The 14018-nt window shown below is 69.9% G+C and carries 12 protein-coding genes; 7 read left to right on the plus strand and 5 right to left on the minus strand.

The genetic code is table 11. The annotated features are described in order from the left end of the window. Both ACNYS0_RS08425 and ACNYS0_RS08430 read right to left on the minus strand, forming a co-directional pair. Positions 1-1215: an ABC transporter substrate-binding protein gene (locus ACNYS0_RS08425; RefSeq protein WP_422472029.1), complete on the minus strand. Its 1215-nt coding sequence runs from the start codon at positions 1213-1215 to the stop codon at positions 1-3. A 28-nt stretch (positions 1216-1243) separates the two neighbouring features. Further along, a complete protein-coding gene (locus tag ACNYS0_RS08430; protein WP_422472030.1) occupies positions 1244-2287 on the minus strand; it encodes an ABC transporter ATP-binding protein in 1044 nt (347 codons plus the stop codon). A 59-nt stretch (positions 2288-2346) separates the two neighbouring features. Here ACNYS0_RS08430 and ACNYS0_RS08435 point away from each other — a divergent pair, with 59 nt between their 5' ends. The 6 genes from ACNYS0_RS08435 to ACNYS0_RS08460 all read left to right on the plus strand — a co-directional run bounded on the left by ACNYS0_RS08435 (position 2347) and on the right by ACNYS0_RS08460 (position 9522). Continuing rightward, positions 2347-2643 (plus strand): YciI family protein, encoded by a 297-nt coding sequence (locus ACNYS0_RS08435; RefSeq protein WP_422472031.1) that lies wholly within the window; start codon positions 2347-2349, stop codon positions 2641-2643. A 242-nt stretch (positions 2644-2885) separates the two neighbouring features. Continuing rightward, entirely contained in the window at positions 2886-3245 is a 360-nt protein-coding gene (ssgD, locus tag ACNYS0_RS08440; protein ID WP_422482517.1) for a spore wall synthesis regulator SsgD, read from the plus strand. Positions 3246-3532: 287 nt separating this feature from the next. Beyond that, positions 3533-5143, plus strand: a complete 1611-nt coding sequence (locus ACNYS0_RS08445) for an ABC-F family ATP-binding cassette domain-containing protein (protein ID WP_422472032.1) — start codon at positions 3533-3535, stop codon at positions 5141-5143. Between the two features lie 122 nt (positions 5144-5265). Beyond that, positions 5266-7566 carry an ATP-binding cassette domain-containing protein gene (locus ACNYS0_RS08450; RefSeq protein ID WP_422472033.1) on the plus strand — a complete coding sequence of 767 codons (2301 nt, stop codon included), beginning with the start codon at positions 5266-5268 and terminating at the stop codon, positions 7564-7566. Between the two features lie 107 nt (positions 7567-7673). Then, positions 7674-8450, plus strand: coding sequence for a dimethylargininase (gene ddaH / locus ACNYS0_RS08455; RefSeq protein WP_422472034.1), 777 nt, complete (start codon positions 7674-7676; stop codon positions 8448-8450). Between the two features lie 94 nt (positions 8451-8544). After that, positions 8545-9522, plus strand: a complete 978-nt coding sequence (locus ACNYS0_RS08460; protein WP_422472035.1) for an acyl-ACP desaturase — start codon at positions 8545-8547, stop codon at positions 9520-9522. Between the two features lie 226 nt (positions 9523-9748). Here the strand turns inward: ACNYS0_RS08460 and ACNYS0_RS08465 are convergent, their stop codons facing one another. Continuing rightward, positions 9749-9991 carry a WhiB family transcriptional regulator gene (locus ACNYS0_RS08465; RefSeq protein ID WP_422472036.1) on the minus strand — a complete coding sequence of 81 codons (243 nt, stop codon included), beginning with the start codon at positions 9989-9991 and terminating at the stop codon, positions 9749-9751. Between the two features lie 94 nt (positions 9992-10085). Then, positions 10086-10877: a VOC family protein gene (locus ACNYS0_RS08470; protein ID WP_422472037.1), complete on the minus strand. Its 792-nt coding sequence runs from the start codon at positions 10875-10877 to the stop codon at positions 10086-10088. Positions 10878-11123: 246 nt separating this feature from the next. Between ACNYS0_RS08470 and ACNYS0_RS08475 the strand changes: the two genes are divergently transcribed. Further along, positions 11124-12344 (plus strand): glycoside hydrolase family 64 protein, encoded by a 1221-nt coding sequence (locus ACNYS0_RS08475; protein WP_422482519.1) that lies wholly within the window; start codon positions 11124-11126, stop codon positions 12342-12344. 17 nt (positions 12345-12361) lie between these two features. On the opposite strand, the gene ACNYS0_RS08480 is transcribed toward ACNYS0_RS08475, so the two are convergent. Next, positions 12362-13984, minus strand: a complete 1623-nt coding sequence (locus ACNYS0_RS08480) for a GMC family oxidoreductase (RefSeq protein ID WP_422472038.1) — start codon at positions 13982-13984, stop codon at positions 12362-12364. Positions 13985-14018: the final 34 nt, after the last annotated feature.

The raw sequence follows: 14018 nt of genomic DNA on the forward strand, positions 1-14018 counted from the left end.
TCACCCCTTGATCTCCGTCCAGGCCTGCACCCACTTCGCGTACGGCACGCACTTGGTGCCGGTGCGGCCGTCGAGGCACTGCGGGATGGGCGTGGTCCAGAAGTGGACCTTCTTCCAGTACGCGGCGTCGTCGGCGTGATAGGTCGCGCAGTGCTTGGGGTCGCTGGTCTCCTCGCAGGCCTTCGCGTTGGCGGGGGCCTCGCCGAAGTACTCGGCGACCTGGGCGTTCACCTTCGGCGAGACGATCCAGTCGAGCCATTTGTAGGCGCAGTTGGGGTGCTCGGCCTTCGCGGACACCATCCAGGTGTCGGACCAGCCGGTGGAGCCCTCCTTCGGCAGGACGGCCTTCACGGGGGCCTTCTCGCCCTGCGCGGTGTTCAGGATGACCTGCCAACTGGTGCCGACGACGGAGTCGCCGCTCTTGAACGCGGAGACCTCTTTGAGGTAGTCGCTCCAGTACTCGCCGACGCTGGCGTTCTGCTTCTTCAGCAGGCTCACCGCCGCGTCGAACTGCTTCTGGTCGAGCGCGTACGGGTCCTTGATGCCGAGGTCGGGCTTGGTCTTCATCAGGTACAGCGCGGCGTCGGCGATGTAGATCGGCGAGTCGTACGCGGTGACGCGGCCCTTGTACTGCCCGGCGTCGTCGAAGACGGCCTTCCAGGAGTCGGGCGCGGGCTTCACCTTGTCGGTGCGGTACATGAGGAGGTTGGCGCCGCGGCCGTGCGGAATGCCGTAGGCGACCTTCTTGACCGAGTTCCAGGGCTGCATCTTCAACCCCGGGAAGACGTCACGGTAGTTGGGGACGAGTTCGGTGTTGACCGGGGCCGCGTCGCCGGAGGCGATCAGGCGCAGGGAGGCGTCGCCGGACGCGGAGACGGCGTCGTACTGGCCCGTCTTCATCAGGTTGACCATCTCGTCGGAGGTGCCCGCGACCTTCGTGGAGACCTGGCAGCCGGTCTGTTTCTCGAAGGGGTGCACCCAGTCGACCTTGGGGTCGTTGGAGCCGTCCTCGGCGTAGCCGGCCCAGGCGATCAGGTTGACCTTGCCCTCGGTCTTGCCGAGGGACTTGGGGGCGGACAGCTTCGGCGGGGTGAAGCCCTGCCCGCCGGGCGCGCCCTTGGCGCCACCGCCGCCGTCGTCGGAGGAGCCGCAGGCGGTGGCGAGCAACAGCCCGCCGAGCGCGGTGGCGGCCATCAGGGTCCGGGTTGCGCGCACGTGAACACTCCCTGCTCGTCGGGGTGGGTCAACTTGGCTTGTGCAGTGCGACGTTGTGGCGCCGATGCCAGCGCAGCAGGACGCGGGCGCCGGGCGGGGCGGGGGCGTCGGGCCCGGCGCTGTTCTGGCGTACGACGACGAAGCGCACACCCGCATCGGTGTCGACGACGACACGGGTGCTGTCCCCCAGGTACACGGCGTCGGCCACGGTGCCGCACACCTCGCTGTGCTCTTCGCCGTCCCGCTGCGCGTCGGCGTCGAGGAGGCGGATCTTCTCGGGCCTGACGCCGAAGGTCCCCGATCTGCCCACGAGCAGCTCGGCGGCGGAGCCGGTGAGCGTGTTGGAGGTGCCGACGAAGGACGCGACGAAGGCGGAGGCCGGATTCTCGTACAACTCCCTTGGCATACCGACCTGTTCGACGCGGCCGGCCTGCATGACGGCGACGCGGTCGCTGAGGGCGAGGGCCTCGGCCTGGTCATGGGTGACGAGGACGAAGGTGATGCCGACCCGGCGCTGCAACTCCTTCAGCTCGACCTGCATCTGCTCGCGCAGCTTGAGGTCGAGGGCGCCGAGCGGCTCGTCGAGCAGCAGGACACGCGGGCGGACCACCAACGCCCTTGCCAGGGCCACGCGTTGGCGCTGGCCGCCCGAGAGCTGCCCCGGCCTGCGCCCGCCGAAGTCCTCCAGCCGTACGGAGGCGAGGGCGGCACGGACCCGTTCGGCCTGTTCCCGGCGCGGGACACCGCGCACCTTCAGGCCGTACGCGACGTTCCGCTCGACGTTCATGTGCGGGAACAGGGCGTAGTCCTGGAAGACGGTGGTGACGTCGCGCTCGAAGGGCGCGCGCCGGGTCACGTCCGCGCCCGCGAGCCGGATCGCGCCGGCCGAGGGCTTCTCGAAACCGGCGACGAGCCGCAGCACGGTCGTCTTCCCGGATCCGGAGGGACCGAGCAGCGAGAAGAACTCGCCCTCCGCGATGTCGAGATCGATCCCGTCGACGGCACGCACCTCGCCGAACGACTTGCACAGCCCCCGCAGCCCGATCGCTGCGCTCTCCTCGGCGGTAGCCATAGCCAATAGATCATGCACACTTCAACGTCGCCCACAAGGGCGCGGGTAACCTGCCGATCATGTTTGTACTGGAATTGACGTACACGGCGCCGCTCGAGCGCATCGATACCCTTCTTCCCGCACATGTCGCCTGGCTCGACGAGCAGTACGCGGCGGGGGTCTTCCTCGCGTCCGGGCGCAAGAACCCGCGCGACGGCGGCGTGATCCTGGCCATCGGCGAGGACCGTGCGGTGATCGAGAAGCTGTCGGCGACCGACCCCTTCGTCGTCGGCGGCGTCTGCGCGTACCGGATCACGGAGTTCCGGGCGACGAAGACCGCGCCCGAACTGGAGCGCTTCCGGCAGTCGCTGGACTGACATCCGCCACGGCGCCCTCCCCGCTCCCAGAAGGTGCCGACGGTCACACCCGCATCACGGTTGAGATCGGTGACAGAGGTCACTCGAATTTCGACCGGGTTCAGGCGCACGGATTCCTTCATTCCGCCGTCTATTCATATGAGGCCGTGCAGTGGTCCCACCGTCCAGCCGTCACAAGGGAGCAGGCGTTGTCCGTCATCGAGCAAGCCGTCGAGGCCCGTCTAGTCGCCGCCGCGCCGCGCATGGCGCACATTCCGGCGACCCTGCGTTACGACGTGCGCGACCCGTTCGCCGTCCGCATGTCCTTCCCGGCCCCGGCCACCCTCGAAGGCGTCGCCGTGAGCTGGACCTTCGCCCGTGACCTGCTCGCCGTCGGGGTGACCGACCCGGCGGGCGACGGCGACGTGCGGGTGAAGCCGTACGGGTACGACCGCACGGTCCTGGAGTTCCACGCGACGGAGGGCACGGCGATCGTGCACATCCGCACCGGCGAGCTGCGCCGCTTCCTGTCGGAGACGACGGACCTGGTGCCGGTCGGCGAGGAGGCGGGGTACGTGGACGTGGACGCCGACCTGGAGGAGCTGCTGCGGGACGCCTGCTGAGAAAACCGCCGCCCGCCTGCCGAATCCGGCCCGCCCCTTTAAATCCTTTGACGGCCCCGGCCGGTGCTTCTACCTTGGTTGACGGTTCTGTTGCCGTCGATAGGAGAAGGACGTTGCTCGACTGAGGTCCTGAGACACCGCCGCCCGACACGCCTTCGCGTGTCCGTGCCGTCGTGTGTACGACCTCGGTTTCCCGAGCCGTCCTCCGCCCCAGGCCCTCTGTGCCCCCGCGGTGTCTCGAACGCGTTGCATCCCACCGTTCGCACCGAGCAACCGCGAGGCCCCTCTTGTCACATCCCCAGAACTTTTCGCACGCCGCCCCCGCCTCCGTGGCCTGCACCGCCCTCGACTTCGCCTGGCCCGACGGCACCGGCGTCTTCGACGGCCTCCAGGTCGCCTTCGGCCCCGGCCGCACCGGACTCATCGGCCTCAACGGGTCAGGTAAATCAACCCTGTTGAAGCTCATCGCCGGTGAGCTGCCCCCGTCCGACGGCACCGTCCGGGTCTCCGGCGAGGTCGGCCACCTGCCGCAGAACGTCACCCTCGACACCGCGCTCCGCGTCGACGAGGCGCTCGGCATCGCCGGGACCCGCGCCGCGCTGCACGCCATCGAGGCCGGCGACGTACGCGAGGAACACTTCACCGCGGTCGGCGACGACTGGGACGTCGAGGAGCGGGCGCAGGCCATGCTCGGCGAGCTCGGTCTCGGCCACATCGACCTCGACCGCACCATCGGCGAGGTCTCCGGCGGCGAGTCCGTGCTGCTGCGGCTCGCCGCGCTCCTCCTGCGCCGCCCCGACGTGCTGCTGCTCGACGAGCCCACCAACAACCTCGACCTGCGCGCCCGCCGGCGTCTGTACGCCACCGTGGAGGGCTGGTCCGGAGTCATGATCGTGGTCAGCCACGACCGTGAACTCCTGGACCGCGTCGACCAGATCGCCGATCTGCGCGACGGCGAGGTCACCTGGTACGGCGGGAACTTCTCCGCGTACGAGGAGGTCCTCGAAGCCGAGCAGGAGGCGGCGGAGCGGATGGTGCGCGTCGCCGAGTCCGACCTGAAGAAGCAGAAGAACGAACTGACCGAGGCCCACGTCAAGCTGGCCCGGCGCAAGCGGTACGGCCAGAAGATGTACGACATCAAGCGCGAGCCGAGAGCGGTGATGAAGCTGCGCAAACGCTCCGCCCAGGTCTCCGCGGGCAAGCACCGCATCCTGCACGAGGAGAAGCTCGCCGAGGCGAAGGAGCGGCTCGACGAGGCCGTGGAGGCGGTGCGCGACGACGACGAGATCCGCGTCGACCTGCCGTACACGGCCGTCCCTCCGGGCCGCTCCGTGCTGTCCCTGCACAACATCACGACGGTGTACGGGGCGGGGGTGCGGGGCGAGTTCGAGGTGCGCGGCCCCGAGCGGATCGCGCTGCTCGGCCGCAACGGCTCGGGCAAGACGACGCTGCTGCGCACCATCGCGGGCGAGCTCGCGCCGGTGGACGGCGAGGTGGAGGCACACGTGCCGCTGCGTTTCCTGCCGCAGCGGCTCGACGTCCTGGACGACGGGCTGAGCGTCGCGGAAAACGTGGCCCGGTTCGCGCCGCAGGCCACGAACAACCGGGTGCGGGCGCGGCTCGCCCGCTTCCTGTTCAAGGGGGCACGGGCGGACCAGCCCGCCGGAACCCTGTCCGGCGGCGAGCGGTTCCGGGCCACGCTCGCCGCGCTGATGCTGGCCGAGCCGGCCCCGCAGCTGCTGATGCTGGACGAGCCGACGAACAACCTGGACCTCGCGAGCGTGGCCCAGCTGACGTCGGCCCTGGAGTCGTACGAGGGCGCGCTGATCGTGGCCAGCCACGACCTGCCGTTCCTGGAGTCCATCGGCATCACGCGGTGGCTCGACCTCGATGCGTAGAAAACCTGGACACGTAGAAAACCAGAGCGCGCAGAAAACCAGAGCGCGCAGAAAACCTGAGCGCGCAGAAGATCCGGAATACCCGACATAACCTGTCGGGTATTCCGCCTAGCGTCGCTGCTATGACGTACTTGCACATCGTCGGCGCCCGCGAGAACAACCTGCGGGACGTCACCCTGCGGATCCCGAAGGAGCGGCTCACCGTCTTCACGGGGGTGAGCGGCTCCGGCAAGTCCTCCGTCGTCTTCGACACCATCGCCGTGGAGTCGCAGCGCCAGCTGGCCGAGACGTACCCCTGGTTCGTCCGCAACCGGCTGCCCAAGCACGAGAAGCCGCACGCGGACGCGCTGGAGGAGCTCACCCCCGCGATCGTCGTCGACCAGAAGCCGATCGGCGGGCACTCGCGGTCCACGGTGGGCACGATGACCGACGTGTACTCGGTGATCCGCGTGCTGTTCTCGCGGCACGGCACGCCGAGCGCGGGCGGCGCCACCGCGTACTCGTTCAACGACCCGAGCGGGATGTGCCCGGAGTGCGACGGGCTCGGCCGCACCGTGCGCCCCGATTACGACCGCATCCTCGACCCGTCGAAGTCCCTGGCAGGCGGCGCCGTGCTGTTCCCGCCGTTCGCCGTCGGCACTTGGCAGGGCCAGACGTACACGCAGACCACCGACCTCGACACCACCAAACCGGTACGTGAATTCACGGCCGCCGAGCGGGAGTTCCTGATGCGCGGGCGGGGTGCGAAGGTCAACGTCGCCAACACGGGCGGCCGCCGCGACATCGACTTCGAGGGGCTCGCCGACCGCTTCGAGCGGCTCTACCTCAACCGGGACCTGTCGACGCTCAGCCGGCGCACCCGCGACCTGGTCGGCCGGTACCTGACCGAGGGCACCTGCCCGGAGTGCGACGGGGCGCGCCTGAACGCCGCCGCGCTCGCCACCCGCGTCGAGGGCCTGAGCATCGCCGAGTGCGCGCGCATGGAGGTGAGCGAGCTGATCCCGGTGCTTCGCCGGATCCACGGCGCCGTGGCCGGCCCCATCGCCGAGGCCGCCGTCACCGCCCTGGAGCGCATCGAGGCGATCGGCCTCGGCTACCTCAGCCTCGACCGGGAGACCTCGACGCTGTCCGGCGGCGAGGGGCAGCGCCTGAAGACCGTGCGGCACCTGGGCTCCAGCCTGACCGGGATGACGTACATCTTCGACGAGCCGAGCGTGGGCCTGCACCCGCGCGACGTGGGGCGCCTCAACGAGCTGCTGCTGCGGCTGCGCGACAAGGGGAACACCGTGCTCGTCGTCGAGCACGACCCCGATGTCATCGACGTCGCCGACCACGTCGTCGACATGGGCCCGGCGGGCGGCGCCGACGGCGGGCGCGTGGTGTTCGAGGGCACGCCGCGCGCGCTGCGGCGCGCGGACACGCTCACGGGGCGCTGCCTGCGCCGCACGGGCGGGGTGAAGGAGCACCCGCGCACCGCGACCGGCCATGTGACGGTCGAGGGCGCCCGGGTCCACAACCTCAAGGACGTCACCGTACGGGTGCCGACCGGGGTGCTCACGGCCGTCACCGGGGTCGCGGGCTCCGGGAAGAGTTCCCTGGTGTCGGGCGCGTTCCGCGCCGCGCATCCGGAGGCCGTGGTCGTCGACCAGTCGTCCATCGGGATCTCCGGGCGCTCCACCCCCGCGACGTATCTCGGGATCATGGACACGGTTCGGAAGGTGTTCGCGCGCGAGACGGGCACGGAGCCGGGGCTGTTCAGCTTCAACTCGGGCGGCGCCTGCGAGCGGTGCGAGGGGCGCGGCGTGATCTTCAGCGATCTGGCGTTCATGGACCCGGTGACCACGGTGTGCGAGGCCTGCGGCGGGCGGCGCTTCAAGGAGAAGGTGCTGGGCCTGACCGTGCGCGGCCGATCGGTCGCGGACGTGCTCGACATGACGGCCGCCGAAGCACTGGAGTATTTCGCCGGACTCGACGACAAGGGCGTACGCCGCCGGCTCCGCGCCCTGCGCGACGTCGGCCTCACCTATCTCACGCTCGGGCAGCCGCTGAGCACCCTGTCCGGCGGCGAACGCCAGCGCATCAAGCTGGCCACTCAGCTGCACCGCTCCGCGGCGACGTACGTCCTGGACGAGCCGACCACCGGGCTGCACATGGCGGACGTGGACGGGCTCGTGGCGCTGCTCGACCGGCTCGTCGACAAGGGCAACACCGTGGTCGTCGTCGAGCACAACCTCGATGTGGTCCGGCGGGCGGACTGGATCATCGATCTGGGCCCCGAGGGCGGCCGGCACGGCGGCGAGGTGCTTTTCGAGGGCACACCGGCCCAACTGCTCGACGCGGAGGGTTCGTTCACCGCGGAGCACCTGCGGCGAGCCGTCGCGGGCGCGGACAGGCCCGGTGAGGAGGACGTGACGGCCGCGTGACAGGGGATTCCGCGACACGTGTCGCCCTGTGCATGATGTGGTCACCGTCACCTTGACCGTCCGCTTCGAGCCTCGCCCCGCCCTCGCTCTTCGTCATGGAGTCCGCCGTGCCCAGCAAGAAGGCCCTCGTCCGCCGCCCGGGACCGCGCATCGCGGACGGGCTCGTCACCCACATCGAGCGGACCCCGGTCGACGCCGCGAAGGCGCAGGAGCAGTGGAAGGGGTACGTGGACGCTCTTGAGGCGCACGGCTGGGAGACGTTCCTGGTGGAGCCGGTCGACCTGTGCCCGGACGCCGTGTTCGTGGAGGACGCGGTGGTGGTCTTCCGCAACGTCGCGCTGATCACCCGGTCCGGCGCCGAGTCGCGGCGCCCGGAGACGGCGGGCGTCGAGGAGGCCGTGGCGCGCCTCGGCTGCTCCGTCAACTGGGTGTGGGAGCCGGGAACGCTCGACGGCGGCGACGTACTGAAGATCGGCGACACGATCTACGTAGGGCGCGGTGGGCGCACCAACGCGGCGGGTGTGCAGCAGTTGCGCGCCGTCTTCGAGCCGCTGGGCGCGCGCGTGGTCGCCGTCCCGCTCTCCAAGGTGCTGCACCTGAAGACGGCGGTGACCGCGCTGCCCGACGGCACCGTCATCGGGCACCCCCCGCTGGTCGAGCACGCCTCACTGTTCCCGCGCTTCCTTCCGGTGCCCGAAGAGGCCGGGGCGCATGTGGTGCTGCTCGGCGGGGACCGGCTGCTCATGGCTCAGAGCGCGCCGAAGTCCGCGGAGCTGCTCGCCGACCTCGGGTACGAGCCGGTTCTGGTGGACATTTCCGAGTTCGAAAAGCTGGAAGGGTGTGTGACCTGCCTCTCAGTTCGCCTGCGAGAGCTGCACACCTAGCCACGGCCTTTATGGGGCACTTAACCTACGGCAACGTAACCTACGACACCGTAGGTATCTCCGCTCGCATTACCTCCGTCCCCCAGGAGCCCCCGTGACCGTCATCTCCCCCCGCCTCGGCTCGTCGACCACGTGGACCGACGCCCGCCTGCTCCACGCGCTGGAAGAAGTGGTCGAGCAGGAGCTCAACCGGCACCTCAAGGTCGCCAAGGACTGGATGCCGCACGACTACGTGCCGTGGTCCGACGCCCGCAACTTCCCCGAGTTCTTCGAGGACGGCGAGGCCTGGTCCAAGGAGCAGTCCAAGGTCACCGAGGTCGGCCGCGTCGCCCTCATCGTCAACCTGCTCACCGAGGACAACCTCCCCAGCTACCACCACGAGATCGCCTCCCTGTTCGGGCGCGACGGCGCCTGGGGCACGTGGGTGCACCGCTGGACGGCGGAAGAGGGCCGGCACGGCATCGTGATGCGCGACTACCTGCTCGCCTCGCGCGCCGTCGACCCCGACCAGCTCGAGAACTTCCGCATGTCGCACATGAGCGAGGGCTTCGAGTCGGACAACCGGCACTCGATGCTGCACTCGGTCGCCTACGTCTCCTTCCAGGAGCTGGCCACCCGCATCTCGCACCGCAACACGGGCCACCAGTCCGGCGACCCGGTCTGCGACCGCATGCTCGCCCGCATCGCCACGGACGAGAACCTGCACATGGTCTTCTACCGCAACCTCCTGAAGGCCGCGTTCGAGATCGCCCCGGACCTCACCATGCAGGCCGTGCGCGACGTCGTCGTGAACTTCCGGATGCCCGGCCACGGCATCCCCGGCTTCGAGCGCGCCGCGGCCCAGATGGCGATCGGCGAGGTCTACAACCTGCGCATCCACCACGACGACGTGATCCAGCCCGTCCTGCGCTTCCTGAAGGTCATGGAGATCGACGGCCTGGGCCCCGAGGGCATCAAGGCCCAGGAGGAACTGGGCCTCTACATGAACGGCCTGGACGCCGAGGCCTCCAAGTTCGACGAGAAGCTGGCGGCCCGCAAGGCACGAATGGCAGCCCGAGCGGCGTCGGCCTGACCCCCATCGAGCCCAATCCAAGCCCCGTCGGCACCATGCGGCGCTGCCGAACCAAATCAAGCCCCACCGGCACCATGCGGCGCTGCTGGACCAATTCAAGCCCCGCCGGCGATTGAGGCGCGGGGTCCGGGGCGGAGCCCCGTGGCGTGGGAACGGACGGGCGCGCCCCGACGCCCGCCCCCGCCGGGCGACCCCAGCGAACACCCCCCACGCCCGGCGGCAGCCGTCACGTGCGCTTGAGCCGGTGCCGCTCCTTCTCGGAGAGCCCGCCCCACACCCCGAACCGTTCGTCGTGGGTCAGGGCGTACTCCAGGCAGCTCTGCCGGATCGGGCACAGGCCGCAGATCGTCTTGGCCTCGCGCACGGAGCTGCCCGGCTCGGGGAAGAAGAACTCGGCACCGGTCTGGGCGCACAGGGCCTGGTCCTGCCAGGTGGGGCCGGCAGGCGTGAGGGTCGTGTTCGCGTACATGCCGGCCAGTGTGCCGCCCGCCGAAAAACGTTTGATCAACGCTCCATCAACGGGCGGCCATAGGGCACCGCGGTCGCTTCGCGCGCCCGATCGGTCACTGCTGCTCGGGGTCGCCCCTCAGCACCGCGAACCCCGCGCCGTAGGGGTCGGACAGCTTCGCGATCCGCCCGACGCCGGGGATGCTGACCGGCTCGGAGCGCACCGTGCCGCCCAGTTCCTGCGTGCGGTCCGCCGTCGCGTCCACGTCCGGGACGTGGATGTACGGCGTCCAGTGCGGGCCCGCCGCGGCCTCGGAGGGGTCGCTGTCCAGCTTGGCGAGGCCGCCGAACATCGCGTTCTCGTCCGTGCCCGGGGGGTTGATCGTCGTGTAACTGCCGCCGGGGAACTCGACGTCGAACGCGCCCCAGTTGAAGACCGAGCCGTAGAACCGCTTCGCGGCGGCCACGTCGGGGGCGTAGAGCTCCACCCAGTTCAGCCCGCCGTCGTCCCTGATGTATTCGAGGCCCTTGTTCTTCCCCGGCTGCCAGATGCCGAAGGGGGCGCCGGCCGGGTCGCTGAAGACAGCCATGCGGCCCAGGTCGAACACGTCCATCGGCTGGAGCAGGGCGCTGCCGCCGGCCTGCTCGACCGCCTTCGCCGTGGCATCCGCGTCCGCGCTCTGGAAGTACACGGTCCAGCCGGGCTCGCCCTGCTCGGCGGTGACGGTCATGGCGCCGCTCACCGTCCTGCCTTCGAGCTGGAACATTCCGTACCCGCCGGCTTCGGGGCCGGCCGACTGGAAGGTCCAGCCGAAGAGGCCGCCGTAGAAGGAGATCGCACCGTCCATGTCGGGGGTGCTGAGGTCCAGCCAGTTCGGCGCGCCGTCCACGAACTCCGTAGTGATCATGGGTCTTGCCCTCCTCGTCGAGGGTTTCTTTTCCGGACTGCCGAGTCTTGCACCGGGCACTGACAACTGCCCTCGCACCACGCTGACCTGGGCTGGTTCAGACCAGAGGAACCGAACGATCCGCCTTCAAAGATTGAACACAAAAAATTCATGGGAGCGCTCCCTGCCCGAAGTCTTGACGACTCTGTTCACGCTCGCCACAGTGGGGCTCCCCCACACACCCCCCACATTCAGGGAGTGCGCATCGTGATCTCGCGCAGAATATTCCTCGCCAGCGCCGGAGCGGGTCTCGCCACGACGGCCGCAGCACTCACCATTCCCTCCTGGAGCGCGGGCGCCGCACCCGCCACCTGTGAACTGGCCCTGGAGAACAAGTCGTTGGACGGCAACGTCAGCGCCTACGTCACCGGCCACGAGGACGGCACCGGGAACTGGGTACTGCTGCGTTCCGACGGCAGCGTCTACCACCCCGAGTCGCCGAGCGCCCCGCAGACCCCGCTGCCCGTCGACTGCGCCATCCCGCTCGGCGCCGCGGGCTCGGCCCCCAAGGTCGTGACGCTGCCCCGGATGTACGGCGCCCGCGTCTACTTCGTCCGCGACGACAAGCTCGAGTTCTTCCTCAACCCCGGCCCCTCGCTCGTCGAGCCCGCCTTCGCCACGAAGGAGGACGCGAACTACGGCAAGACGTGGGCGTTCGCCGAATTCACCTTCAACTCGGAGCAGTTGTACTCCAACATCAGCTACGTCGACCTGGTCACGGCCCTGCCGATCGGGCTGAAGCTGGAGGGCGACGCCACGCACACCGTCGCCCCGTTCCCCGAGGGCGCCATCGACAAGATCGCCTCGGATCTCGCCGCGCAGGCCGCCAAGGACGGGCAGCCCTGGGACAAGCTCGTCATCAAGGGCGACGGCGGCAAGGTGCTGCGCGTGATCTCCCCGCAGAACCTCATGGCCCCGTACTTCGACAAGCCGGACGAGATGCCGTTCCGCGACGTGTGGAGCGACTACATCGACAAGGTGTGGGCCAAGTACGCCTCGACCGACCTGAAGATCGACCTTCAGGGCGGACGCGGCGTCTTCACGGGCCGGGTCAGCGGCGACACCCTCACCTTCAACGGCGGGCACACCTTCGCCAAGCCCACCTCGAAGGACATCTTCACCTGCAACCACGGGCCGTTCGCCAACAACCCGGACGACTCCGACGACAAGAAGGGCATCCTGTCCCGCCTCGCCGCCGGGTTCAACCGCAGCGTCATGCTCACGCACCCGGAACAGCCCAACGGCCTCACGTCCGCGGACTACTACCAGGACGCCACGACCAACCACTGGTCGCGCATCGTGCACGCCAACTCGCCCATCGGCTACGCCTTCCCCTACGACGACGTACAGGCCGAGGGGCAGCCGGACGTGTCCGGCGCGGCGCACGACGGCAATCCGCGCCGGTTCACGGTGAGCGTGGGGTCGTAACTCCCCTGTGAGACACGCTACTTGGTGGCGTCCTCGCGGATCAGGTCGGCGGCCCGTTCCGCGAGGGCGACCGTCGGGGCGTGCGTGTGGCCGCGGGTGATGCGCGGCATGACGGAGGCGTCGACGACGCGCAGCCCCTCGGTGCCGCGCACGCGAAGGCGCGGGTCGGTGACCGAGCCCTCGTCGGAGCCCATCCGGCAGGTGCCGACCGGGTGGTAGAGGGTCTCGGCGGTCGCGCGAACGGAGCGGGTGAGCACCTCGTCGTCGACAACGCCGGGGTAGCCGGCCATCGGCTCGGTGTGGTGCGCGGCCAGCGCGCTCTGCGCGAGCAGTTCCTCGGCGCGGCGGACACCGGCGACGAGCGTGCGCACGTCCTCCTCGTGGGACAGGTAGCCCGGGTCGATGCGCGGCTTCCCGTCGGGCCCGCCCGGGGTGATCCGGCCCTCGCTCTCGGGCTGGAGCAGGATCACGCCGAGGGTGAGCCCGTGCTCGGTCGGCGCTTCGAGGCCGTGGTTCACGAACGGCACCGGCGCGTAGATCAACTCGATGTCGGGAGCGGCGAGTTCGGGCTTGGTGGACAGGAAGGCGATGGCCTCGCCGACGTTGGACGTGAGCGGTCCGCGCCCGCCGAGCAGGAACCGGGCGATGTTGGCGGGCGAGTCGGCGCCGGTGAGCGTGATCGGCTTCGCGGCGCGGACGTTCAGCGCGTACATCAGGTGGTCCTGGAGGTGGCGGCCGACGTCGGGCGATGCGACGAAGGTGTCGATGCCCGCCTCGGCGAGGGTCTCCGGGTCGCCGATGCCCGCCTGCTGAAGGAGTTGTGGCGAGTTGACGGCGCCCGCGGAGAGGATGACCTCGCGGGTGGCGCGCAGGGTGCCCGCGGGTATCCCGGAGGCGACGACTCCGGCGGCGCGGGTGCCGTCGAAGTCGATGCGGGTGACGCGGGCGCCGGTGTAGATATCGAGGTTGGGGCGGCGCGCGGCGGGCTTGAGGTAGCCGTCGGCTGCGCTCCAGCGACGGCCCTTGTACTGGTTGAGGGGCGTGAGGGCGAAGCCGGAGTGGTCGGCCTGGTTCAACTCGTCGAGCTCGCGCAGGCCTTGGGCGCGGCAGGCGTCGAGAAAGGCGGCCGTGGTCGGGTTCGGGTGGCGCGGCGGCGAGATGTGCAGTGGGCCGAGCGTGCCGTACACCGTCTTCTCGCCGTCCGTGCGCGCCGCCCCCTGCCACCGCTCCGCGCGCTGGAAGTAGCGCACGAACTCGTCGTACGACCAAGGGGATCCGGCGGCCTCGCCCCAGGCGTCGTAGTCGGCGCGGTGGCCGCGCACCCACATCATGGCGTTGATGGCGGAGGAGCCGCCCAGCGTGTGCCCGCGCGGCCAGTACAACTCACGGTCGGCCAGGGCGGCCTGACGGGTCGTCGAGTAGTCCCAGTCGTACAGCGTCTTGAACAGCTTCGGGAACGCGGCCGGGATCCTGATCTCGGTCTTGCGGTCGCGCGGCCCGGACTCGACGAGGGCGACCTTGACGGAGGGGTCCTCGGAGAGCCGCCCGGCGAGCACACAGCCGGCGGAGCCGGCCCCGACGATGACGTAGTCGTACGTACGGTCCTTGCTCAACGCGGCTCCCTCGACGATCAGTGCCATGTGCAGGTGGCACCGATGCTCTACTCCCCGGTAG

The sequence above is a fragment of the Streptomyces anthophorae genome (genome assembly GCF_049310305.1).
Taxonomy (GTDB): Bacteria; Actinomycetota; Actinomycetes; order Streptomycetales; family Streptomycetaceae; genus Streptomyces.

Bases quoted from the DNA above. Each gene is read 5' to 3' on its own strand.
- ACNYS0_RS08430 (WP_422472030.1), bottom strand. From the start codon at position 2,287: ATGGCTACCGCCGAGGAGAGCGCAGCGATCGGGCTGCGGGGGCTGTGC.
- ACNYS0_RS08465 (WP_422472036.1), bottom strand. From the start codon at position 9,991: ATGTACGCGAACACGACCCTCACGCCTGCCGGCCCCACCTGGCAGGAC.
- ACNYS0_RS08435 (WP_422472031.1), top strand. From the start codon at position 2,347: ATGTTTGTACTGGAATTGACGTACACGGCGCCGCTCGAGCGCATCGAT.
- ACNYS0_RS08450 (WP_422472033.1), top strand. From the start codon at position 5,266: ATGACGTACTTGCACATCGTCGGCGCCCGCGAGAACAACCTGCGGGAC.
- ACNYS0_RS08470 (WP_422472037.1), bottom strand. From the start codon at position 10,877: ATGATCACTACGGAGTTCGTGGACGGCGCGCCGAACTGGCTGGACCTC.
- ACNYS0_RS08480 (WP_422472038.1), bottom strand. From the start codon at position 13,984: ATGGCACTGATCGTCGAGGGAGCCGCGTTGAGCAAGGACCGTACGTAC.
- ssgD (WP_422482517.1), top strand. From the start codon at position 2,886: ATGGCGCACATTCCGGCGACCCTGCGTTACGACGTGCGCGACCCGTTC.